The organism is Pseudomonas sp. PS01298, from assembly GCF_029959745.1.
GTDB lineage: Bacteria > Pseudomonadota > Gammaproteobacteria > Pseudomonadales > Pseudomonadaceae > Aquipseudomonas > Aquipseudomonas aylmerensis.
Genome location: NZ_JASCPP010000029.1, coordinates 1 through 23,806, shown reverse-complemented (window position 1 = coordinate 23,806; position 23,806 = coordinate 1). Strand labels below are relative to the sequence as shown.

At 55.3% G+C, this 23,806-nt stretch carries 23 protein-coding genes, 4 tRNA genes and 1 rRNA gene; all 28 read right to left on the bottom strand.

Annotated features, from left to right (window positions below; translation table 11 throughout):
- Positions 1–10 precede the first annotated feature (10 nt).
- Entirely contained in the window at positions 11–697 is a 687-nt protein-coding gene (rpsC, locus tag QMX97_RS12905) for a 30S ribosomal protein S3 (RefSeq protein ID WP_003176422.1), read from the bottom strand.
- Between the two features lie 13 nt (positions 698–710).
- Positions 711–1,043: a 50S ribosomal protein L22 gene (rplV, locus tag QMX97_RS12900; RefSeq protein ID WP_003103908.1), complete on the bottom strand. Its 333-nt coding sequence runs from the start codon at positions 1,041–1,043 to the stop codon at positions 711–713.
- Positions 1,044–1,054: 11 nt separating this feature from the next.
- Positions 1,055–1,330 carry a 30S ribosomal protein S19 gene (rpsS, locus tag QMX97_RS12895; protein WP_002555486.1) on the bottom strand — a complete coding sequence of 92 codons (276 nt, stop codon included), beginning with the start codon at positions 1,328–1,330 and terminating at the stop codon, positions 1,055–1,057.
- A gap of 16 nt (positions 1,331–1,346) precedes the next feature.
- Entirely contained in the window at positions 1,347–2,171 is an 825-nt protein-coding gene (gene rplB, locus QMX97_RS12890) for a 50S ribosomal protein L2 (protein WP_003186055.1), read from the bottom strand.
- A gap of 14 nt (positions 2,172–2,185) precedes the next feature.
- Positions 2,186–2,485, bottom strand: coding sequence for a 50S ribosomal protein L23 (rplW, locus tag QMX97_RS12885; RefSeq protein WP_002555488.1), 300 nt, complete (start codon positions 2,483–2,485; stop codon positions 2,186–2,188).
- Entirely contained in the window at positions 2,482–3,084 is a 603-nt protein-coding gene (gene rplD / locus QMX97_RS12880) for a 50S ribosomal protein L4 (RefSeq protein WP_003176424.1), read from the bottom strand. The genes rplW and rplD overlap by 4 nt, the downstream gene beginning before the upstream one ends.
- Positions 3,085–3,096: 12 nt before the next feature.
- A complete protein-coding gene (gene rplC / locus QMX97_RS12875) occupies positions 3,097–3,732 on the bottom strand; it encodes a 50S ribosomal protein L3 (RefSeq protein ID WP_003194649.1) in 636 nt (211 codons plus the stop codon).
- Between the two features lie 81 nt (positions 3,733–3,813).
- On the bottom strand, positions 3,814–4,125 hold the full coding sequence (gene rpsJ, locus QMX97_RS12870) for a 30S ribosomal protein S10 (RefSeq protein WP_003186070.1): 312 nt from the start codon (positions 4,123–4,125) through the stop codon (positions 3,814–3,816).
- Between the two features lie 158 nt (positions 4,126–4,283).
- A complete protein-coding gene (tuf, locus tag QMX97_RS12865) occupies positions 4,284–5,477 on the bottom strand; it encodes an elongation factor Tu (RefSeq protein WP_025857206.1) in 1,194 nt (397 codons plus the stop codon).
- 30 nt (positions 5,478–5,507) lie between these two features.
- Positions 5,508–7,613 carry an elongation factor G gene (gene fusA, locus QMX97_RS12860; protein ID WP_065909927.1) on the bottom strand — a complete coding sequence of 702 codons (2,106 nt, stop codon included), beginning with the start codon at positions 7,611–7,613 and terminating at the stop codon, positions 5,508–5,510.
- 30 nt (positions 7,614–7,643) lie between these two features.
- Positions 7,644–8,114: a 30S ribosomal protein S7 gene (gene rpsG, locus QMX97_RS12855; RefSeq protein ID WP_002555493.1), complete on the bottom strand. Its 471-nt coding sequence runs from the start codon at positions 8,112–8,114 to the stop codon at positions 7,644–7,646.
- Positions 8,115–8,232: 118 nt separating this feature from the next.
- On the bottom strand, positions 8,233–8,604 hold the full coding sequence (rpsL, locus tag QMX97_RS12850) for a 30S ribosomal protein S12 (protein WP_002555494.1): 372 nt from the start codon (positions 8,602–8,604) through the stop codon (positions 8,233–8,235).
- A gap of 217 nt (positions 8,605–8,821) precedes the next feature.
- The gene (gene rpoC, locus QMX97_RS12845; protein ID WP_065909923.1) at positions 8,822–13,021 is read right to left on the bottom strand and encodes a DNA-directed RNA polymerase subunit beta'; all 4,200 of its coding nucleotides are present in this window, start codon (positions 13,019–13,021) and stop codon (positions 8,822–8,824) included.
- 64 nt (positions 13,022–13,085) lie between these two features.
- Positions 13,086–17,159: a DNA-directed RNA polymerase subunit beta gene (gene rpoB / locus QMX97_RS12840; RefSeq protein ID WP_025857208.1), complete on the bottom strand. Its 4,074-nt coding sequence runs from the start codon at positions 17,157–17,159 to the stop codon at positions 13,086–13,088.
- A 219-nt stretch (positions 17,160–17,378) separates the two neighbouring features.
- Entirely contained in the window at positions 17,379–17,744 is a 366-nt protein-coding gene (gene rplL, locus QMX97_RS12835; RefSeq protein ID WP_016969476.1) for a 50S ribosomal protein L7/L12, read from the bottom strand.
- Between the two features lie 78 nt (positions 17,745–17,822).
- Positions 17,823–18,323, bottom strand: coding sequence for a 50S ribosomal protein L10 (gene rplJ / locus QMX97_RS12830; RefSeq protein ID WP_016969477.1), 501 nt, complete (start codon positions 18,321–18,323; stop codon positions 17,823–17,825).
- A gap of 199 nt (positions 18,324–18,522) precedes the next feature.
- Positions 18,523–19,218: a 50S ribosomal protein L1 gene (gene rplA, locus QMX97_RS12825; protein ID WP_003176434.1), complete on the bottom strand. Its 696-nt coding sequence runs from the start codon at positions 19,216–19,218 to the stop codon at positions 18,523–18,525.
- Positions 19,218–19,649, bottom strand: a complete 432-nt coding sequence (gene rplK / locus QMX97_RS12820) for a 50S ribosomal protein L11 (RefSeq protein WP_003176435.1) — start codon at positions 19,647–19,649, stop codon at positions 19,218–19,220. The genes rplA and rplK overlap by 1 nt, the downstream gene beginning before the upstream one ends.
- A 117-nt stretch (positions 19,650–19,766) precedes the next feature.
- Positions 19,767–20,300, bottom strand: coding sequence for a transcription termination/antitermination protein NusG (gene nusG / locus QMX97_RS12815; RefSeq protein ID WP_003176436.1), 534 nt, complete (start codon positions 20,298–20,300; stop codon positions 19,767–19,769).
- Between the two features lie 9 nt (positions 20,301–20,309).
- On the bottom strand, positions 20,310–20,678 hold the full coding sequence (gene secE / locus QMX97_RS12810) for a preprotein translocase subunit SecE (RefSeq protein ID WP_003194658.1): 369 nt from the start codon (positions 20,676–20,678) through the stop codon (positions 20,310–20,312).
- A 45-nt stretch (positions 20,679–20,723) separates the two neighbouring features.
- Positions 20,724–20,799 (bottom strand) — tRNA-Trp (locus QMX97_RS12805).
- Positions 20,800–20,960: 161 nt separating this feature from the next.
- Positions 20,961–21,036: transfer RNA gene (locus tag QMX97_RS12800), tRNA-Thr, on the bottom strand.
- A gap of 26 nt (positions 21,037–21,062) precedes the next feature.
- Positions 21,063–21,136: transfer RNA gene (locus tag QMX97_RS12795), tRNA-Gly, on the bottom strand.
- Between the two features lie 24 nt (positions 21,137–21,160).
- Positions 21,161–21,245 (bottom strand) — tRNA-Tyr (locus tag QMX97_RS12790).
- Positions 21,246–21,387: 142 nt separating this feature from the next.
- Positions 21,388–21,834 carry a hypothetical protein gene (locus QMX97_RS12785; protein ID WP_282397036.1) on the bottom strand — a complete coding sequence of 149 codons (447 nt, stop codon included), beginning with the start codon at positions 21,832–21,834 and terminating at the stop codon, positions 21,388–21,390.
- Positions 21,835–21,841: 7 nt separating this feature from the next.
- On the bottom strand, positions 21,842–22,591 hold the full coding sequence (locus QMX97_RS12780) for a pantothenate kinase (RefSeq protein ID WP_106802491.1): 750 nt from the start codon (positions 22,589–22,591) through the stop codon (positions 21,842–21,844).
- Entirely contained in the window at positions 22,581–23,540 is a 960-nt protein-coding gene (gene birA / locus QMX97_RS12775; RefSeq protein WP_065909919.1) for a bifunctional biotin--[acetyl-CoA-carboxylase] ligase/biotin operon repressor BirA, read from the bottom strand. Before birA ends, QMX97_RS12780 begins: the two co-directional genes overlap by 11 nt.
- Before the next feature lie 165 nt (positions 23,541–23,705).
- Positions 23,706–23,806: ribosomal RNA gene (rrf, locus tag QMX97_RS12770) — 5S ribosomal RNA — on the bottom strand; the annotation flags it as partial.

The following is a 23,806-nucleotide window of genomic DNA, read 5'->3' as shown; positions in this document are numbered from 1 at the left end:
GGCGTACCCCTTACTTAGCAGCTTTTTTACGAGGCGCTGGTGCTTGTGGTTTCAGTTCTTCTTGGCGACCACCAATTACTTCGCCTTTGAAGATCCAAACCTTTACACCGATCACACCGTAAGTGGTGTGAGCTTCGTAGTTGGCATAGTCGATGTCGGCACGCAGGGTGTGCAGTGGCACACGACCTTCGCGATACCATTCAGTACGTGCGATTTCAGCACCGCCGAGACGACCGCTCACTTGGATTTTGATGCCTTTGGCACCAATGCGCATGGCGTTCTGTACGGCGCGCTTCATAGCGCGACGGAACATTACGCGACGCTCCAGCTGCTGAGCTACGCTCTGCGCAACCAGCATACCGTCGAGCTCCGGCTTGCGGATCTCTTCGATATTGATGTGCACAGGCACACCCATTTGCTTGGTCAGGTCCTGACGCAGTTTCTCAACATCTTCACCTTTCTTCCCGATAACGATACCTGGACGAGCGGTGTGGATGGTGATACGTGCAGTTTGGGCCGGACGATGGATATCGATACGGCTTACGGACGCGCTTTTTAGTTTGTCTTGGAGATACTCACGCACCTTCAGATCAGCGAACAAGTAGTCCGCATAAGTCCGACCGTCTGCGTACCAGACGGAGGTGTGCTCCTTGACGATTCCCAGGCGAATGCCAATGGGATGTACTTTCTGACCCATCTCTTCGACTCCGTTACTTGTCAGCAACCTTGACAGTGATATGGCAAGACCGCTTGACGATGCGATCAGCACGGCCTTTGGCACGTGGCATGATGCGCTTCAGCGAACGCCCTTCGTTGACGAAAACGGTGCTGACCTTCAGGTCATCAACGTCTGCGCCTTCGTTATGCTCGGCGTTGGCTACGGCCGACTCCAGCACTTTCTTCATGATCTCGGCGGCTTTCTTACTGCTGAAAGCCAACAGGTTGAGCGCTTCGCCCACCTTCTTCCCGCGGATCTGGTCGGCGACCAAGCGGGCTTTCTGGGCGGAGATTCGAGCGCCCGACAACTTAGCGGCTACTTCCATTTCCTTACCCCTTAACGCTTGGCTTTCTTGTCTGCCACGTGCCCACGATAAGTGCGGGTACCGGCAAACTCGCCTAGTTTGTGGCCGACCATGTCTTCGTTAACGAGAACTGGGACGTGTTGACGACCGTTGTGTACTGCGATGGTCAGACCGACCATTTGTGGCAGGATCATCGAACGACGCGACCAGGTCTTAACTGGTTTGCGATCGTTCTTTTCCGCCGCCACTTCGATCTTCTTCAGTAGGTGAAGATCAATAAAAGGACCTTTTTTCAGAGAACGTGGCACTGTCGTATCCCTCTATTTACTTGCGACGACGGACGATCATTTTGTCGGTACGCTTATTACCACGAGTCTTCGCGCCCTTAGTCGGGAAGCCCCATGGCGATACCGGATGACGACCACCAGAGGTACGACCTTCACCACCACCGTGTGGGTGGTCAACCGGGTTCATGGCAACACCACGAACGGTTGGGCGAACGCCACGCCAGCGTTTGGCACCAGCTTTACCCAGCGAACGCAGGCTGTGCTCGGAGTTCGAGACTTCACCCAGGGTCGCGCGGCATTCAGCCAGCACTTTACGCATCTCACCAGAACGCAGACGCAGGGTCACGTAGACACCTTCACGAGCGATCAGCTGAGCCGAAGCACCAGCGGAACGAGCGATTTGCGCGCCTTTACCTGGCTTCAATTCGATGCCGTGTACGGTGCTACCAACTGGAATGTTACGCAGTTGCAGAGCGTTGCCCGGCTTGATCGGTGCCAGGGCACCTGCGATCAGCTGGTCGCCAGCGCTCACGCCTTTAGGGGCGATGATGTAGCGACGCTCGCCATCTGCGTACAGCAGCAGAGCGATGTGAGCAGTACGGTTTGGATCGTATTCGATACGCTCGACAGTGGCAGCGATGCCATCTTTGTCGTTGCGACGGAAGTCGACCAGACGATAATGCTGCTTATGGCCACCACCGATGTGACGAGTGGTAATACGACCATTGTTGTTACGACCACCAGACTTCGATTTCTTCTCGAGCAGCGGTGCGTGAGGAGCGCCTTTATGCAGCTCCTGGTTGACCACCTTGACCACAAAACGGCGGCCAGGGGAAGTCGGTTTGCATTTAACGATTGCCATGATGCACCCCTTCCTTACTCAGCACTGCTGCTGAAATCGAGATCTTGGCCTGGCTGAAGGGAGATAACTGCCTTCTTCCAGTCATTACGCTTGCCCAGACCGCGAGCAGTGCGCTTGCTCTTACCCAGAACATTCAGGGTAGTAACACGCTCTACTTTCACGCTGAACAGGCTTTCGACGGCCTTCTTGATTTCCAGCTTGGTTGCATCGGTTGCAACCTTGAAAACGAACTGGCCTTTCTTGTCAGCCAGAACCGTAGCCTTTTCGGAAACGTGCGGGCCAAGCAGAACTTTAAATACGCGTTCCTGGTTCATCCCAGCAGCTCCTCGAATTTCTTCACGGCCGACACGGTGATCAACACCTTGTCGTATGCGATCAGACTAACTGGATCGGAACCTTGCACGTCACGTACATCAACGTGTGGCAGGTTGCGAGCAGCCAGGTACAGGTTCTGATCAACAGCTTCAGACACGATCAAAACGTCGGTCAGGCTCATGTTGTTCAGCTTGCCCAGCAGATCTTTGGTTTTCGGGCTTTCAACAGCGAAGTCCTGAACCACAACCAGACGATCAGTACGCACGAGTTCAGCAAGGATGGAGCGCAGTGCTGCGCGATACATCTTCTTGTTGAGCTTCTGAGAGTGATCCTGTGGACGAGCTGCGAAAGTGGTACCGCCGCCACGCCAGATTGGGCTACGGATAGTACCGGCACGAGCACGGCCAGTACCTTTCTGACGCCAAGGGCGCTTACCGCCACCACGTACGTCGGAACGGGTCTTTTGCTGCTTGCTACCTTGACGGCCGCCGGCCATGTAGGCCACGACTGCTTGGTGAACCAGCGTCTCGTTGAATTCGCCGCCAAATGTCAGTTCGGAAACTTCGATCGCTTGAGCGTCATTTACATTTAATTGCATGTCAGCTTCCCCTTAACCGCGAGCCTTGGCCGCTGGACGTACAACCAGGTTGCCGCCAGTAGCGCCAGGAACAGCACCCTTGACCAACAACAGATTGCGTTCAGCGTCGACGCGCACTACTTCGAGGGACTGCACGGTCACGCGCTCAGCGCCCATATGACCGGACATTTTTTTGCCCTTGAATACACGACCAGGAGTCTGGCACTGGCCAATAGAGCCCGGGACGCGGTGGGAAACGGAGTTACCGTGAGTGTTGTCTTGGCCACGGAAATTCCAACGCTTGATCGTACCCTGGAAGCCTTTACCCTTGGACTGACCGGTTACATCAACCAGTTGACCAGCGGCGAAGATTTCAGCGTTGATCAGATCGCCAGCCTGGTAGTCGCCGTCTTCGAGACGGAACTCCATAACAGTGCGACCAGCTGCAACGTTTGCTTTAGCGAAGTGACCTGCTTGAGCAGCAGTCACGCGCGAAGCACGACGCTCGCCTACAGTGACTTGCACTGCACGATAGCCATCGGTTTCTTCAGTTTTGAACTGGGTGACGCGATTCGGCTCGATCTCAATGACCGTGACCGGAATGGAGACACCTTCTTCGGTGAAAATACGGGTCATACCGCATTTACGACCGACTACACCAATAGTCATGTTGTAAACCTCATGAGTGTACGGGGCTTTCACCCGCTATGGCCGCCCATTTCAGAGCGTTACACGACTAAGACCCAAGTCTTAGCCGAGGCTGATCTGTACTTCCACACCGGCCGCCAGATCGAGCTTCATAAGTGCATCAACGGTTTTATCCGTTGGCTGGACGATGTCCAGTACGCGCTTATGAGTACGGATCTCGTACTGGTCACGCGCGTCTTTGTTGACGTGCGGGGAGACCAGAACGGTGAACCGCTCTTTACGGGTAGGCAGTGGAATTGGACCACGCACTTGAGCACCAGTACGTTTCGCGGTTTCCACGATTTCCTGGGTGGATTGGTCGATCAGACGATGGTCAAAAGCCTTCAACCTGATACGGATTTGCTGATTTTGCATTGGATTTCAGACTCCGGCTGCTATTCCCAGCGAGCGCAATACGCCCGTTAAAAGGAGGCGCAATTCTATAGACGCCCCAGATAGGTGTCAACCCAATAAAAAAGGCCCCCGCTAAGCGGGGGCCTTCTCAAAAAATCGAGCTATCTCAGAAGAGATAATTACTCGATGATTTTAGCTACAACACCAGCACCAACGGTACGGCCGCCTTCGCGGATTGCGAAGCGCAGACCGTCTTCCATTGCGATGGTTTTGATCAGGGTAACAGTCATTTGAATGTTATCGCCTGGCATTACCATTTCAACGCCTTCTGGCAGTTCGCAGTTACCAGTCACGTCAGTAGTACGGAAGTAGAACTGTGGACGGTAGCCTTTGAAGAACGGAGTATGACGGCCGCCTTCTTCTTTGCTCAGAACGTAAACTTCTGCGGTAAACTTGGTGTGCGGCTTAACCGAACCTGGCTTAACCAGAACCTGGCCACGCTCAACGTCGTCACGCTTGGTACCACGCAGCAGAACGCCGCAGTTCTCGCCAGCACGACCTTCGTCGAGCAGTTTGCGGAACATTTCAACACCGGTGCAGGTGGTGACGGTGGTGTCACGCAGACCAACGATTTCCAGTGGATCTTGAACGCGAACGATACCGCGCTCGATACGACCAGTCACAACAGTACCGCGACCGGAGATCGAGAATACGTCTTCGATTGGCATCAGGAACGGCTTGTCGGTCAGACGAACTGGTTCTGGGATGTAGGTGTCCAGAGTTTCAACCAGTTTACGAACGGCAGTGGTGCCCATTTCGTTTTCGTCGTTACCTTCCAGAGCCATACGAGCAGAACCGATGATGATCGGAGTGTCGTCGCCTGGGAAGTCGTAAGTGCTCAGCAGATCGCGCACTTCCATCTCAACCAGTTCCAGCAGCTCAGCGTCGTCTACCAGGTCAGCCTTGTTCAGGAAAACCACGATGTACGGAACGCCTACCTGACGGGACAGCAGGATGTGCTCACGGGTTTGTGGCATCGGACCATCAGCGGCCGAGCAAACCAGGATCGCGCCGTCCATCTGGGCAGCACCAGTGATCATGTTCTTCACGTAGTCAGCGTGACCTGGGCAGTCAACGTGAGCGTAGTGACGAATAGTCGAGTTGTACTCAACGTGCGCGGTGTTGATGGTGATACCACGAGCTTTTTCTTCTGGTGCGCTGTCGATCTTGTCGAAGTCAACACGAGCCGAACCGAAAACTTCGGAGCAGACGCGAGTCAGAGCAGCGGTCAGAGTGGTTTTACCGTGGTCAACGTGGCCGATGGTGCCAACGTTTACGTGCGGTAGGGAACGATCAAATTTTTCTTTAGCCACGACAATTAACTCCTTGCCTAAAGGACTGAATCAGCCTTGTTTTTTGGATACAGTTTCAGCGATGTGCGCCGGAGCTGTGTTGTATTTTTTGAATTCCATAGAGTAGCTTGCGCGACCCTGGGACATGGAGCGAACGTCGGTCGCGTAACCGAACATCTCACCCAACGGAACCTCGGCGCGAATCACTTTGCCGGAAACCGTGTCTTCCATACCCAAGATCATGCCGCGACGACGGTTAAGGTCGCCCATGACATCACCCATATAGTCTTCAGGTGTAACAACTTCTACCGCCATGATTGGCTCAAGCAACTCACCACCGCCCTTCTGGGCCAGTTGCTTGGTTGCCATGGAAGCAGCCACCTTAAACGCCATCTCGTTGGAGTCGACGTCGTGGTAAGAACCGTCAAAAACGGTTGCTTTCAGGCCGATCAGCGGATAGCCGGCAACAACACCGTTCTTCATCTGCTCTTCGATACCCTTCTGGATAGCCGGGATGTATTCCTTAGGAACAACACCACCAACTACTTCGTTCACGAATTGCAGACCTTCCTGACCTTCGTCAGCAGGAGCAAAACGGATCCAGCAGTGACCGAACTGACCACGACCGCCGGACTGACGAACGAACTTGCCTTCGATTTCACAGTTCTTCGTGATGCGCTCACGATAGGAAACCTGAGGCTTACCGATGTTGGCTTCGACGTTGAACTCACGGCGCATCCGGTCAACCAGGATGTCCAGGTGCAACTCGCCCATGCCGGAGATGATCGTTTGACCAGTCTCTTCATCAGTCTTGACGCGGAAAGATGGATCTTCCTGAGCAAGTTTGCCCAGAGCGATACCCATTTTTTCCTGGTCATCCTTGGTCTTAGGCTCAACGGCAACCGAAATAACCGGCTCCGGGAAGTCCATGCGAACCAGGATGATTGGCTTAGCAGCGTCGCACAAAGTCTCACCAGTGGTGACGTCCTTCATGCCGATCAGGGCCGCGATGTCACCAGCGCGTACTTCCTTGATCTCTTCACGGGCGTTTGCGTGCATTTGCACCATACGACCCACGCGCTCTTTCTTGCCTTTAACCGAGTTGATCACGCCGTCGCCGGAGGCCAACACGCCCGAGTAAACGCGGACGAAGGTCAAAGTACCCACGAATGGGTCAGTAGCGATCTTGAACGCCAGAGCCGAGAACGGCTCGCTGTCATCGGCGTGACGCTCCATCTCTTCTTCCTCGTTATCAGGGTTGGTACCCTTGATAGCAGGAATGTCAGTTGGGGCAGGCAGGTAGTCGATAACGGCGTCGAGAACCAGGGGAACACCCTTGTTCTTGAAGGAAGAACCGCAAACAGCCAAGACGATCTCACCAGCGATAGTACGCTGACGCAGAGCGGCCTTGATTTCCGCGTTGGTGAGTTCTTCACCTTCGAGGTACTTGTTCATCAGCTCTTCGCTGGCTTCGGCAGCAGCCTCAACCATGTTATTGCGCCATTCGTCAGCCAGTTCCTGCAGTTCTGCAGGGATAGGCTTGCGAACAGGGACCATACCTTTGTCAGCGTCATTCCAGTAAACAGCTTCCATGTTGATCAGATCGATCTGACCCTGGAAGTTGTCTTCGGAACCGATAGCCAATTGGATTGGCACCGGGGTGTGACCCAGACGCTGCTTGATCTGACCGATCACGCGCAGGAAGTTGGCACCAGCACGGTCCATCTTGTTTACATAAACAAGACGTGGAACGCCGTATTTGTTGGCTTGACGCCATACGGTTTCCGACTGAGGCTCAACACCCGAAGTACCACAGAACACAACGACAGCGCCGTCGAGTACGCGCAGGGAACGTTCAACTTCAATGGTGAAGTCTACGTGGCCCGGGGTATCGATTACGTTGAAGCGATGCTCATCCTTGTACTGCTTCTCGGAACCTTTCCAGAAGGCGGTAATAGCAGCAGAAGTAATGGTAATACCACGCTCCTGCTCCTGAACCATCCAGTCTGTGGTCGCGGCGCCATCATGCACCTCGCCCATTTTGTGACTTTTGCCGGTGTAAAACAGTACGCGCTCGGTGGTGGTGGTTTTACCAGCATCCACGTGAGCAACGATACCGATGTTACGGTAGCGGCTAATCGGAGTAGTACGAGCCATAAAGCCCTCGCAAAATTAGTGAAGCTAAGATTAGAAGCGGTAGTGCGAGAAAGCTTTGTTAGCTTCAGCCATACGGTGCACGTCTTCACGCTTCTTAACAGCAGCACCTTTACCTTCAGCAGCGTCCAACAGTTCGCCAGCCAAACGCAGAGCCATAGACTTCTCGCCGCGCTTACGGGCGAAGTCTACCAACCAGCGCATTGCCAGAGCGTTACGACGGGACGGACGAACTTCAACCGGAACCTGGTAAGTAGCACCGCCTACACGGCGCGACTTCACTTCGACCAGCGGAGCGATGGCGTCGAGAGCTTTCTCGAAGATTTCCAGGGGGTCGCTGTTCTTGCGTTCTTTAACCTTTTCCAGCGCGCCATAAACGATACGCTCGGCAACGGCTTTCTTGCCGCTTTCCATCACGTGGTTCATGAACTTGGCCAGAATTTGGCTTCCGTATTTTGGATCGTCAAGCACTTCGCGCTTGGCTGCTACGCGTCTTCTTGGCATGGATAAGCCCTCAAACGGTCTTCAGGTTCGCTCGGAATCGGTGCCCTTTCGGGACGCCTCCGACCTTACTCTTATCGACTCAGAAAATAAGATGATTCAGTTTTACAAAAAGCCGCTACTACTTAGGCTTCTTGGTACCGTACTTCGAACGACCCTGGTTACGACCTTTAACGCCGGAAGTATCCAAGGAGCCGCGTACGGTGTGGTAACGAACACCTGGCAAGTCTTTTACACGACCGCCGCGGATCAGTACCACGCTGTGCTCTTGCAGGTTGTGGCCTTCACCACCGATGTACGAGGAAACCTCGAAACCGTTGGTCAGACGCACACGGCATACTTTACGCAGTGCCGAGTTAGGTTTTTTCGGCGTAGTGGTATACACGCGAGTGCATACGCCACGACGTTGCGGGCAGTTCTGCAGCGCAGGTACGTCGGATTTCTCGACGATACGCTTACGCGGCTGACGTACCAGCTGGTTGATAGTTGCCATCTACTAGCTCCACTGTTGTCTTGCGACGCTATTGTCTTGCAAGAAAAGCAAAATGGCAGGAACGAATTCCCGCCAAATTTAGGGGTACAAGAGTCTAAAGAGGATCTTGTCCCCAGTCAAGGCAAGGCCCCGACCTCCCCTCTCATCGAACCGCGACAAAATTGCCTCGATCCGACGAATGGGGGCTGCCAGGGCCCAGACTTATTTATCGCAGAACTCAGTTACCGCTAGAGTTCAGCGCTTCGGTCAGTGCAGCTTCCACTTCACTGGCGCTTACGCGCAGCGGCTTGTCAGCATCACGGCGGCGCTTGCGCTCGCTGTGGTAAGCCAAACCGGTACCTGCCGGGATCAGACGACCCACGACCACGTTTTCTTTCAGGCCGCGCAGGTAATCGCGCTTGCCGGTTACCGCTGCTTCGGTCAGTACGCGAGTGGTCTCCTGGAAGGAGGCCGCCGAGATGAACGACTCAGTGGACAACGACGCCTTGGTGATACCCAGCAGCACGCGAGTGAACTTGGAAACGAATTTCTCTTCGTTCGTCAGGCGCTCGTTTTCCACCAGCACGTGAGTCAATTCCATCTGGTCGCCCTTGATGAAACTGGAATCGCCAGACTCAGCGATTTCAACTTTACGCAGCATCTGACGCAGGATGGTCTCGATGTGCTTATCGTTGATCTTCACGCCTTGCAGGCGGTAAACGTCCTGGATCTCGTTAACGATGTACTTGGCCAGCGCACTCACACCCAGCAGACGCAGGATGTCGTGTGGATCGCTTGGACCGTCGGAGATAACTTCGCCGCGGTTTACCTGTTCGCCTTCGAACACGTTCAGGTGACGCCACTTCGGAATCAGCTCTTCATACGGATCGCTACCGTCGTTCGGGGTAATGACCAGACGGCGCTTGCCCTTGGTCTCTTTACCGAACGCGATGGTACCGCTGACTTCAGCCAGAATCGACGCTTCTTTCGGACGACGAGCTTCGAACAAGTCGGCAACACGCGGCAGACCACCGGTGATGTCACGGGTCTTCGAAGTTTCTTGCGGGATACGCGCGATAACATCACCGATCGCGATCTTCGCACCATCCGCTACACCGACCAGGGCGTTGGCTGGCAGGAAGTACTGAGCGATTACGTCAGTGCCTGGCAGCAACAAGTCCTTGCCGTTGTCATCGACCATCTTCACGGCAGGACGGATGTCTTTACCGGCAGCTGGACGATCTTTCGCGTCGAGTACTTCAATGTTGGTCATACCGGTCAATTCGTCAGTCTGACGCTTGATCGTGATGCCTTCTTCCATGCCCACGTAGGTCACGGTACCTTTCATTTCGGTAACGATTGGGTGAGTGTGCGGATCCCACTTGGCCACGATTGCGCCAGCGTCGACCTTGTCACCTTCTTTAACCGAGATCACAGCACCGTACGGCAGCTTGTAGCGCTCACGCTCACGACCGTAGTCATCAGCGATTGCCAGCTCACCGGAACGGGACACAGCAACCAGGTGGCCATCCACTCGCTCAACGTGCTTCAGGTTGTGCAGACGGACGGTACCGCCATTCTTCACCTGAACGCTGTCAGCTGCGGAGGTCCGGCTTGCCGCACCACCGATGTGGAACGTACGCATGGTCAGCTGGGTACCCGGCTCACCGATGGACTGGGCAGCGATAACGCCGACCGCTTCACCGATGTTCACCTGGTGACCACGAGCCAAGTCACGGCCGTAGCACTTGGCGCAAATGCCATAGCGGGTTTCGCAGCTGATCGGCGAGCGAACAATCACTTCGTCGATGCTGTTGAGTTCGATGAACTCGACCCACTTCTCGTCGACCAGAGTGCCGGCAGGAACGATAACTTCCTCGGTACCTGGCTTGAATACGTCACGGGCAATAACACGACCCAATACGCGTTCACCCAGCGGCTCTACAACGTCACCGCCTTCAATGTGCGGAGTCATCAGCAGGCCGTGCTCGGTACCGCAATCGATCTCGGTTACAACCAGATCTTGTGCAACGTCTACCAGACGACGCGTCAGGTAACCGGAGTTAGCGGTTTTCAACGCGGTATCCGCCAGACCTTTACGAGCACCGTGAGTGGAGATGAAGTACTGAAGTACGCTCAAACCTTCACGGAAGTTCGCAGTAATCGGCGTTTCGATGATGGAACCGTCCGGCTTGGCCATCAGGCCACGCATACCGGCGAGCTGACGGATCTGCGCAGCAGAACCCCGCGCGCCCGAGTCGGCCATCATGTACATCGAGTTGAAGGATTCCTGGTCAACTTCGACGCCGTGGCGGTCGATGACTTTCTCTTTCGAGAGGTTGGCCATCATCGCCTTGGATACTTCGTCGTTCGCCTTGGACCAAAGGTCGATCACCTTGTTGTACTTCTCGCCCTGGGTTACCAGGCCGGAAGCGTACTGGCTTTCGATCTCTTTCACTTCGTCGGTGGCTGCACCGATGATGCGGGCTTTTTCATCCGGGATAACGAAGTCGTTAACGCCGATGGAAACGCCGGAAATGGTCGAATAAGCAAAACCGGTGTACATCAACTGGTCAGCGAAGATCACGGTCTCTTTCAAACCAACCACGCGGTAGCACTGGTTGATCAGCTTGGAGATCGCCTTTTTCTTCATCGGCAGGTTGACGACATCGTACGACAGACCTTTTGGCACAACTTGATACAACAGCGCACGGCCGACAGTGGTGTCGACGATACGGGTGTTGGTCACGCTGCCGCCGTCACGGTCGTTGACGGTTTCGTTGATCCGCACCTTGACCTTGGCGTGCAGTGCGGCTTCGCCGGCACGGAACACACGGTCAACTTCCTGCAGGTCAGCGAACACACGACCTTCGCCCTTGGCGTTGATCGCTTCACGGGTCATGTAGTACAGACCCAGTACAACGTCCTGCGACGGAACGATGATTGGCTCACCGTTGGCTGGCGACAGAATGTTGTTGGTCGACATCATCAACGCGCGCGCTTCCAACTGGGCTTCCAGTGTCAGCGGTACGTGCACGGCCATTTGGTCGCCGTCGAAGTCGGCGTTGTACGCAGCACAGACCAGCGGGTGCAGCTGAATAGCCTTACCTTCGATCAGTACCGGTTCAAACGCCTGGATACCCAGACGGTGAAGGGTCGGTGCACGGTTGAGGAGAACCGGGTGTTCACGGATCACTTCAGCGAGAACGTCCCAAACCTCTGGCAGTTCGCGCTCGACCATTTTCTTGGCGGCTTTGATGGTGGTCGCGAGACCGCGCATTTCCAGCTTGCCGAAAATGAACGGCTTGAACAGCTCGAGAGCCATCTTCTTCGGCAGACCGCACTGGTGCAGACGCAGGGTCGGGCCTACGGTAATTACCGAACGACCGGAGTAGTCAACACGCTTACCGAGCAAGTTCTGACGGAAACGACCTTGCTTACCCTTGATCATGTCAGCCAGGGATTTCAGAGGACGCTTGTTCGAACCGGTGATAGCGCGGCCACGACGACCGTTGTCGAGCAAGGCATCGACAGCTTCTTGCAACATACGCTTTTCGTTGCGCACGATGATGTCCGGAGCGGACAGGTCGAGCAGGCGCTTCAAGCGGTTGTTACGGTTGATCACGCGACGGTACAGGTCGTTGAGGTCGGAAGTCGCGAAACGACCACCATCCAACGGTACCAGCGGACGCAGGTCTGGCGGCAGAACCGGCAGAACGGTCAGCACCATCCACTCTGGCAGGTTGCCGGAACCCTGGAAGGCTTCCATCAACTTCAGACGCTTGGACAGCTTCTTGATCTTGGTTTCGGAGTTGGTTTGCGGAATCTCTTCACGCAGACGGCCAATCTCGTGCTCCAGGTCGATAGCGTGCAGCAGTTCACGGACAGCTTCGGCACCCATGCGGGCATCGAAATCGTCACCGAATTCTTCCAGCGCTTCGAAGTACTGCTCGTCGTTCAGCAGCTGACCTTTTTCAAGGGTGGTCATGCCTGGATCGATAACGACATAGCTCTCGAAGTAGAGAACGCGTTCGATATCACGCAGGGTCATGTCCATCAGCAAGCCGATACGGGACGGCAGCGATTTCAGGAACCAGATGTGGGCAACCGGCGAAGCCAGCTCGATGTGCGCCATGCGCTCACGACGAACCTTGGCCAGTGCAACTTCAACGCCGCACTTCTCACAGATCACACCACGGTGCTTCAAGCGCTTGTACTTACCGCACAGGCACTCGTAATCCTTTACCGGGCCAAAGATCTTGGCGCAGAACAGGCCGTCACGCTCAGGTTTGAACGTACGGTAGTTGATGGTTTCCGGCTTTTTAACTTCACCGAACGACCACGAACGGATCATCTCAGGCGATGCCAATCCAATACGGATGGCGTCGAACTCTTCGACTTGACCCTGGTTTTTCAGCAAATTCAGTAGGTCTTTCAAGGCCTTTCCTCCTGGCGGAGCAGAGAGCGGGCTAAACGGCCCCGCTCTCGATTCGCGTCACGTGTTATTCGGTTTCCAGATCGATATCGATGCCGAGGGAACGAATTTCTTTGATCAACACGTTGAAGGACTCGGGCATGCCCGGCTCCATACGGTGATCGCCGTCCACGATGTTTTTGTACATCTTGGTCCGACCGTTCACATCGTCCGACTTCACTGTGAGCATTTCTTGCAGAGTGTAAGCAGCACCGTATGCTTCCAGTGCCCAGACCTCCATCTCCCCGAAACGCTGACCACCGAACTGAGCCTTACCACCCAGCGGCTGCTGGGTAACGAGGCTGTACGAACCGGTAGAACGAGCGTGCATCTTGTCGTCTACCAAGTGGTTCAGCTTCAGCATGTACATGTAGCCAACAGTAACCGGGCGCTCGAACTTGTTGCCGGTACGGCCGTCGAACAGCTGCATCTGGCCGCTTTCTGGCAGGTCTGCCAGTTTCAGCATGGCCTTGATTTCGCTTTCCTTGGCACCGTCGAACACCGGGGTAGCCATTGGAACGCCGCCGCGCAGGTTCTTCGCCAGATCCAGGATTTCCTGGTCGGAGAAGGTGTCCAGCTCTTCGTTGCGACCGCCGATCTCGTTGTAGATCTCGTGCAGGAACTTACGCAGGTCTGCGACCTTGCGCTGCTCTTCGATCATACGGTTGATCTTCTCGCCCAGACCTTTGGCCGCGAGGCCCAGGTGGGTTTCAAGGATCTGACCAACGTTCATACGCGAAGGTACGCCCAACGGGTTGAGGACGACGTCGACCGGTGTGCCATTGGCATCGTGCGGCATGTCTTCAACCGGCATGATCACGGAGACCACACCTTTGTTACCGTGACGACCGGCCATCTTGTCGCCCGGTTGGATGCGACGACGGATTGCCAGGTAAACCTTGACGATTTTCAGCACGCCTGGAGCCAGGTCATCGCCTTGCTGCAGTTTGCGCTTCTTGTCTTCGAACTTGTCGTCCAGCAGACGGCGACGATCAACGATATAGGCCTGGGCCTTCTCGAGCTGCTCGTTCAGAGCATCTTCAGCCATGCGCAGTTTGAACCACTGGCCGTGCTCAAGACCGTCGAGAACTTCGTCGGTGATGTCCTGACCTTTCTTCAGACCTGCGCCGCCTTCAGCCTTGTGGCCTACCAGGGCGGAACGCAGACGTTCGAAGGTCGCGCCTTCAACGATACGGAACTCTTCGTTCAGATCCTTGCGGATCTCGTCGAGCTGGGTCTTCTCGATGGACAGTGCACGAGCATCACGCTCAACGCCGTCACGGGTGAAGACCTGTACGTCGATGACAGTACCCTTGGTACCGGTAGGTACGCGCAGGGAGGTGTCTTTAACGTCGCTGGCTTTTTCACCGAAGATCGCACGCAGCAGTTTTTCTTCCGGAGTCAGTTGGGTCTCGCCTTTCGGAGTAACCTTACCTACCAGGATGTCGCCTGCGCCGACTTCAGCACCTACGTAAACGATACCGGCTTCGTCCAGCTTGTTCAGCGCTGCTTCACCCACGTTCGGGATGTCTGCAGTGATTTCCTCTGGCCCAAGCTTGGTGTCACGTGCCACACAGGTCAGTTCCTGAATGTGGATCGTGGTGAAACGGTCTTCTTGAACAACACGCTCGGACAGGCAGATGGAGTCTTCGAAGTTGAAGCCGTTCCATGCCATGAACGCGATGCGCATGTTCTGGCCCAGTGCCAGTTCACCCATGTCGGTGGACGGGCCGTCGGCCATGATGTCGCTACGCTGAACGCGATCACCCTTGCTCACCAGCGGACGCTGGTTGATGCAGGTGTTCTGGTTCGAGCGGGTGTATTTGGTCAGGTTGTAGATGTCGACACCGGCTTCGCCAGTTTCAACTTCGTCATCGGCAACACGAACCACGATACGGCTGGCATCAACGGAGTCGATCACGCCGCCACGACGAGCCACGACGCAAACGCCGGAGTCACGGGCTACGTTACGCTCCATGCCGGTACCCACCAGCGGCTTGTCAGCGCGCAGGGTCGGTACAGCTTGACGCTGCATGTTGGAACCCATCAACGCACGGTTGGCGTCGTCGTGCTCGAGGAACGGGATCAGCGACGCTGCAACCGAAACTACCTGCTTCGGCGAAACGTCCATCAAGGTGACGTCTTCCGGCGCCTTGACGGTGAACTCGTTCAAGTGACGAACCGCTACCAGTTCGTCGACCAGGACTTTCTTGTCGTTCATCGTGGCCGAGGCCTGGGCGATCACGTGATCAGCTTCTTCGATGGCGGACAGGAACACGATCTCGTCGGTGACCAGAGCGTCTTTCACCACGCGGTACGGGCTCTCGAGGAAGCCGTACTGGTTGGTGCGCGCATACGCAGCCAGGGAGTTGATCAGACCGATGTTCGGACCTTCCGGCGTTTCGATCGGGCAAACACGACCGTAGTGCGTCGGGTGTACGTCACGAACTTCAAAGCCTGCACGCTCACGGGTCAGACCGCCTGGGCCCAGTGCCGAAACACGGCGCTTGTGGGTGATCTCGGAGAGCGGGTTGTTCTGGTCCATGAACTGCGAGAGCTGGCTGGAGCCGAAGAACTCTTTCACCGCCGCAGCCACTGGCTTGGCGTTGATCAGGTCTTGTGGCATCAGGCCTTCGCTTTCAGCCATCGACAGACGCTCTTTGACCGCACGCTCAACACGCACCAGGCCAACGCGGAACTGGTTCTCGGCCATTTCGCCTACGCAGCGAACACGACGGTTACCCAGGTGGTCGATGTCATCGACGATGCCTTTACCGTTACGGATGTCGACCAGAGTCTTCAGTACCGCGACGATGTCTTCCTTGCACAACACGCCCGAACCTTCGATCTCGGTACGACCGATACGACGGTTGAACTTCATCCGGCCGACCGCAGACAGGTCATAGCGCTCAGGGCTGAAGAACAGGTTGTTGAACAGGGTCTCGGCAGCGTCTTTGGTCGGTGGCTCGCCAGGACGCATCATGCGATAGATCTCGACCAGCGCTTCCAATTGGTTGCTGGTGGAGTCGATCTTCAGAGTGTCGGAGATGAACGGACCGCAGTCGATGTCGTTGGTGTACAGGGTCTCGATGCGAACGACCTGGGCCTTGGCGATTTTGGCCAGGATCTCGGTGTTCAGCTCGGTGTTGCACTCAGCCAGGATTTCGCCTGTAGCCGGGTGAACGATGACCTTGGCGGTAGTGCGACCCAGGACGTAGTCCAGAGGCACTTCCAGCTCTTTGATACCGGCTTTTTCGATCTGGTTGATGTGGCGCGCAGTGATACGACGGCCAGCCTCAACAATGACCTTGCCTTTTTCATCCTGGATGTCCAGGACGGCAATTTCACCACGCAGACGCGAAGCGATCAGCTCCAGCTTGAGGGTTTCATCCTTCAGGCTGAATACGTTGGTGGTGTAGAAGGCGTCCAGCACTTGCTCAGTGGTATAGCCGAGCGCGCGCAGCAGTACCGAGGCCGGCAGCTTGCGACGACGGTCGATACGCACGAACACGCAGTCTTTAGGGTCGAACTCGAAGTCCAACCACGAACCACGGTACGGAATGATCCGCGCGGAGTACAGGAGCTTGCCGGAGCTGTGCGTCTTGCCGCGGTCGTGGTCAAAGAACACGCCCGGGGAACGGTGCAGCTGGGAAACGATAACACGCTCGGTACCGTTGATAACGAAGGTACCGTTCTCAGTCATCAATGGGATTTCGCCCATGTAGACTTCTTGCTCTTTGATGTCCTTGATCGCTTTGTTCGACGATTCTTTGTCGAAAATGATCAGGCGGACTTTTACCCGCAAAGGTACGGCGTACGTAACACCGCGCAACACGCATTCTTTGACATCAAATGCCGGTTCGCCCAGGCGATAACCGACGTACTCCAGCGCAGCATTGCCGGAGTAGCTGATGATCGGGAAAACGGATTTGAAGGCCGCATGCAGGCCCACGTCGCGGAACTGATCTTTGGTCGCTCCCGCCTGCAAGAATTCACGATACGAATCCAGCTGGATAGCCAGAAGGTACGGGACATCCATGACGTCCGGCAACTTGCTAAAGTCCTTGCGGATACGTTTTTTCTCAGTATATGAGTAAGCCATCAGCGTTCCCCAGCTTGGTCACCTGCTTGTTTGGCCCCTCCGACGGGAGCAGCCAGAAAATCTTGCAAACCCCATGGTTTGCACCACCGCATCGGGTGGCTACAGCGCGTTAATGGCGGCGACCGAGTCGACAGCCAAGAACGGAAAAAGGCCGGTGGCAAGAGCCACCAGCCATCAGCCTTCAGCTTAACGCTTGGGCTGGAGACGCAAGGTCGATGCTTACTTCAGCTCGACTTTAGCGCCTGCTTCTTCCAGTACTGCTTTGGCTTTGTCAGCTGCGTCTTTGGCAACAGCTTCCAGAACCAGGGCAGGAGCGCCGTCAACTACAGCCTTGGCTTCTTTCAGGCCCAGACCGGTCAGTTCACGTACTGCCTTGATCACGTTTACTTTCTTCTCGCCAGCTTCGGTCAGCATGACGTTGAATTCGGTTTGCTCTTCAACAACGGCAGCAGCAGCAGCTGGGCCAGCGGAAGCAGCGGCAGCGGAAACGCCGAATTTTTCTTCGAAAGCTTTGATCAGCTCAACAACCTGCAGAACCGACATTTCAGCTACGGCGTTGAGGATATCGTCTTGGGAGATAGACATTGCTGTATTTCCTGAATTGGGGGACGGCCTACGCGGCCATCGAAATAAACAAAAATACGCGAGAGAAGTCGCTCAGCCTTAGGCTGCGGCAGCTTCTTTTTGCTCGCGAACTGCAGCCAGAGTACGAGCCAGCTTGCTGGTAGCGCCTTGAATCACGCTCATCAGCTGCGAAATGGCTTCGTCGCGGGTCGGCAGTGTTGCCAGTACGTCGATTTGGTTAGCTGCGAGGAACTTGCCCTCGAACGCAGCTGCCTTGATCTCGAACTTATCCTGACTCTTGGCGAATTCTTTGAACAAACGGGCAGCAGCGCCTGGATGTTCTTTGGAGAACGCGATCAGAGTCGGGCCGGTGAACACGTCGTTGAGAACACTGTATTCAGTGTCAGCAACAGCGCGCTTGAGCAGGGTGTTACGTACAACACGTACGTATACGCCAGCTTCACGAGCCTCTTTACGGAGTCCGGTCATAGCGCCTACTGTCACACCACGGGCATCAGCCACGACAGCGGACAGAGCAGCTTTGGCAGCCTCGTTGACTTCAGCGACGATGGCCTTCTTGTCTTCGAGATTAATTGCCACGGGTTTAACTCCTGCTTGTTACCGTTTCATCTGGCCGAAGCCGGATGTCGTTTTGGTGTCTGATTCGGTAAGGAACCGGGAGCACCATCTGCGTAGGCTTGTGGTTTAAGACTTGCGCCGCCTACGGTCTTGGATAGCCCCCGCCAGGCAGGGACCCCAATTTTTTCAATTGGCGCAATCTCTCGCGCCAATCTGTGTCTTATACGTCCAGCGAGCCTTGGTCGATGACCAGACCTGGGCCCATAGTGGTGCTCAGGGTAACGCGCTTGACGTAGATACCTTTCGAGGAAGCTGGCTTGATACGCTTCAGATCAGCGATCAGGGCTTCAACGTTTTCCTTCAGCTTGACGGCGTCGAAGCCGACTTTGCCAACGGAGGTGTGAATGATGCCGTTTTTGTCGGTGCGATAACGAACCTGACCAGCCTTGGCGTTTTTAACCGCGGTAGCTACGTCTGGAGTCACGGTGCCGACTTTCGGGTTAGGCATCAGACCACGTGGACCGAGGATCTGACCCAACTGACCTACAACGCGCATTGCATCCGGGGAAGCAATAACTACGTCGTAGTTCAGGTCGCCGCCTTTCATTTCGGCAGCCAGGTCGTCCATACCAACGCGGTCAGCGCCGGCGGCCAGAGCAGCTTCAGCTGCCGGGCCTTGGGTGAAGACAGCTACACGTACAGTCTTACCGGTACCGTGTGGCAGCACAGTTGCGCTACGAACGACCTGGTCGGATTTACGTGGGTCAACACCCAGGTTTACAGCAACGTCAACGGACTCGCTGAACTTGACAGTCGACAGCTCGGTCAGCAGGGCAGCAGCGTCTACAAAGTTGTAGGACTTGCCTGCTTCGATTTTGCCGGCGATAGCCTTTTGGCGCTTGGTCAGCTTAGCCATTACACACCCTCCACGTTAAGGCCCATGCTACGAGCAGAACCGGCGATGGTACGCACGGCTGCATCCATATCAGCTGCAGTCAGATCCGCGTTTTTGGTTTTCGCGATTTCTTCCAGCTGAGCACGAGTCACGGTGCCAACCTTAACGGTGTTAGGACGAGCGGAACCGCTAGTCAGACCAGCAGCTTTCTTCAGCAGAACCGAAGCCGGGGTCGACTTGGTTTCGAAAGTGAAGCTACGGTCGCTGTATACAGTGATGATCACTGGAGTCGGCAGACCTGGCTCAAGACCCTGAGTACGGGCGTTGAAGGCCTTGCAGAATTCCATGATGTTCACGCCGTGCTGACCCAGAGCTGGACCGACGGGTGGGCTAGGGTTGGCCTGAGCGGCCTTCACTTGCAGCTTGATGTAAGCGGTAATCTTCTTGGCCATGAGGCACTCCAATTACGGGTTCTAACGCCTCGAAAGGCTCCCCGGTTACTTGCGCGTTTATCCCAGTGACGACAAAACCCCACAGCCTAAGGCTGCGGGGTTGGGATGCTTGCCCAGCTAGACCTTCTCGACCTGGCTGAACTCCAACTCTACCGGAGTAGAGCGACCGAAAATGAGCACTGCCACTTGGATCCGGCTCTTTTCGTAGTTAACTTCTTCGACGGTGCCGTTGAAATCAGCAAACGGACCATCTGTGACACGAACAACCTCACCCGGCTCGAACAAAGTCTTCGGCTTGGGCTTGTCGCTACCATCAGCAACACGACGCAGAATTGCTTCTGCCTCTTTGTCGGTGATCGGAGCAGGCTTATCAGCAGTACCGCCGATAAAACCCATGACACGAGGAGTGTCCTTGACCAAGTGCCAAGTACCTTCATTCATGTCCATCTGAACCAGCACGTAGCCAGGGAAGAACTTGCGTTCGCTTTTACGCTTCTGGCCATTCCGCATTTCAACCACTTCTTCAGTGGGAACCAGAATTTCGCCAAAGCCATCTTCCATGCCTGCGAGCTTTACGCGCTCTAGCAAAGAGCGCATAACATGCTTCTCGTAACCCGAGTAAGCATGCACAACGTACCAACGCTTAGCCACGGGACACCCTTAGCCAACAATCAAGGAAACAAGCCAGCCGAGCAGGGAATCAAGCCCCCACAACAGCAACGCCATAACCAGAACAACAGCCACAACGATCAACGTGGTCTGCGTGGTTTCTTGGCGAGTCGGCCAAACGACTTTACGGATTTCGGTGCGAGCTTCCTTTACCAGGACCGCGAACGACTTGCCTTTAGCAGTCTGCAGGCCCACAAAGGCAGCTACAGCAGCAAGGGCGAGCAAAGCGAGGACGCGGTACAGGATCGGCGAAGCAGAGTAGTACTGATTGCCAACAACGCCCACGACCACCAATGCGACTACGGCGAGCCACTTGACGAGATCGAAACGAGAGCTTTGAGCTTCAGCCTTAGGAGTCATCTATGAAGATCCTGTGAAAAGAAAGCCAGACACACCACGTGAATCTGGCAGGTCAGGAGGGAATCGAACCCCCAACCTACGGTTTTGGAGACCGTCGCTCTGCCAATTGAGCTACTGACCTAAAACAAAATCAGGCCGACCATTATGCAGGCCTGAAAAAGACTTTACAACAACCAACCCCTAGAGACTTGAAAACACCCAGCTACAAAGCCAAGCACAACACAATCAAGCCGAGGCAGCTGTTAAAACAAAGGCAGATATTTTCATATCTGCCTTGTTATATGGAGCTCTTGAGCGGATTTGAACCGCTGACCTCACCCTTACCAAGGGTGTGCTCTACCAACTGAGCTACAAGAGCAAAACACCGTGCACAACCTGCAAACTTGGAGCGGGTAGCGGGAATCGAACCCGCATCATCAGCTTGGAAGGCTGAGGTTCTACCACTAAACTATACCCGCGGAGCTTGCAGCTCACGCTAAAAATGGTGGAGGGGGAAGGATTCGAACCTTCGAAGTCGTAGACGTCAGATTTACAGTCTGATCCCTTTGGCCGCTCGGGAACCCCTCCTAAGCGAGCCGGCATTCTACATCACGCCGGCCTTCTGTCAAGCATTTTCTCATTTAAAAATATGAGGTTAGCTGCGTTGACCTCGCTTCTCACTGAAGGCCTTAAAGGTCTTCACTGCGAAGCGGGCGCCATTCTATGCAAACTATTCGAGAGTTGCAATGCCTTCGCACAGCATTATTTTATGTTTTAACTCATTGAATTCCTTAGCAAGGTTTTCAAAGGGCAGATCATCCGCCAGGCGTCGGCTTTCCGGGGCTACGCGAAGCCAGTAACCCGTGACGTCGGGCGCACTCAGCAACTGAAGCTTGACCTTTATATCCAGGCTAATTAGACGCTGCTCGAGAGATTGCGCTTCGTGCTGATCCGCAAAGCCGCCGATGTACAAGCAGGTGCTTTGCGCATCGGACGCTTTTGCCCGATCCCTGCGGACCACGGCATCCGACGATTCACTCAGCAGTCGAATGTCCTGCTGAGAACCCCGATAGAGACTCAAGGGCGTGACATCCTTGGCGCGCAGAGGCGCTTCTTGCTGGTGCCAAATGTAGTAGAAGGCGTTGAGGACGAGTAAAAGCAAAAACAGCCAACGCATAATCACCTCAAGATAAAGGACACGCCATCGCCAACCCGACAAAAACCAGGTCAGGAACGAGTCGGGCCTGGGGCACGGCATCTCGGACCAGATCGGCATCTCCACCGGTCAGGAACACAGTGAAGTCATCACCCCAGTAGCTACGGGCCTGCTCAAGCTGAGTCAACACAAACCCCCTGAGCATCAGCGTGCAGCCGCGCTCGACCGCCTCTACGGTCGTACGACCAGGAGAAAGGCGCTCCAGAGCCCTTTCGGCAGCGGCATCGTCGTAACGGATCTTGCGCGTGTGCGTACGCAGCTGGTTTCGCATGAGCGGCATACCAGGACAAATAAAGCCGCCGAGGTGCTCGCCATCTGCAGCAATAAAATCTGCAGTCGCCGCCGTACCAAAATCAAGCACGAGGCAAGCACCTGAAGCCAATTTGAATCCACCCAACATTGCCAGCCACCGATCAAGCCCAAGACGCTCGAAATCCTCGTAGCCGTTACGTACGCCTGCCATTTCACGCGCAGAGGCCGCACAGGAAACAGCAACGCCAAAAGCCTCCACCAGCGCCTCGGCAAGCCTGCTTGTTTCTTCCTGGGCACGAACGCTCACCAACCGGCAGCGCGTCAGCGACAAGCCAGGCAACGCCACCAGGCTTTCTATCAACGCGACATCCGAACCCGCAACGCCCTCTGCGCAAGCGCCTACCCCACCTGAGCCGAGCACACGCCATTTGATAAAGCTATTCCCACAGTCGAGCTCAAGAATCATCACGCAACCTCAGGCTTAACTCACCACCACTGTATATTTTCTCGACCCCATCGACGCTTAAACGCAAAGCACCTTGCCCATCGACACCCAGCACCACGCCATCCACTTGGTTGACACCTGCAATGAGCGATACCGCCTTGCCCTGCCACGCATGACTCTGCTCCCATTCCGCCTGAAGTGCTGCGAAGCCAGCGGCTCTATGACGATCAAGATAGCTTTGCAACTGCAAACCGAGCTGGGCCACCAAGACATTACGATTGACAGGAGCCCCCGTCTCGAGCTGCACCGAGGTCCATTGCTGATCAACCTCGTCAGCCCTCTGCATATTCACATTGATCCCGATTCCAAGGACAACGTGACAGATATCAGCAGGGTCCCCTACCAATTCCAGCAATATCCCGGCAATTTTTTTCTGCCCAACCAACACATCGTTTGGCCACTTCAAGGCAGCCCCGCGCATACCCGACTCACGCAGGGCCTGCATGACAGCCAGGCCGACAACAAGACTCAAACCCTCAAGCTGTCGAAGACCACCCTCTATACGCAGTACAAGGCTGTAATACACATTTTGCGCGAAGGGGCTGACCCACTTTCGGCCACGCCTGCCTCTTCCTGCTGTTTGCTGCTCCGCCAGCACTAGGAACGGCGCCGCAGAGCCTGTCTCGACAAGGCGCAGTGCTTCGGCATTGGTAGAGTCAATGGAGTCGGAAATATGAACAGGCCACGCCAACGAGGGCGCAAACAGCGCGATCTCCTCAGCACTCAAGAACACCAGCGGCGAAGCCAATTGATACCCTTTGCCACGAACCTTATGGATGGGCAGGTTCAGCTCTGCCTCAAGGTGCTGGAGTTGTTTCCAGACTGCACTTCGACTGACGCCCAGGGCGGCGCCAAGTGCTTCTCCGGAGTGAAATCGGCCGTCTTTCAGAAGTTTTAACAACGTCAGCATGCAAGTATCGCCTCACAATGAGGCACGCATGATAGCCATGCGCAGGGTCATTGCATAGAAAGGCCGGACATAAGCGCTAAAGGTCTCAGCCACCTCCCGGCGCATTTTCGACCGCCCAAAACAAAACCCCTGTTTGCGGTAGCAAACAGGGGTTCTGGAATTTAATCTTGACGATGACCTACTCTCACATGGGGAAACCCCACACTACCATCGGCGATGCATCGTTTCACTGCTGAGTTCGGGATGGGATCAGGTGGTTCCAATGC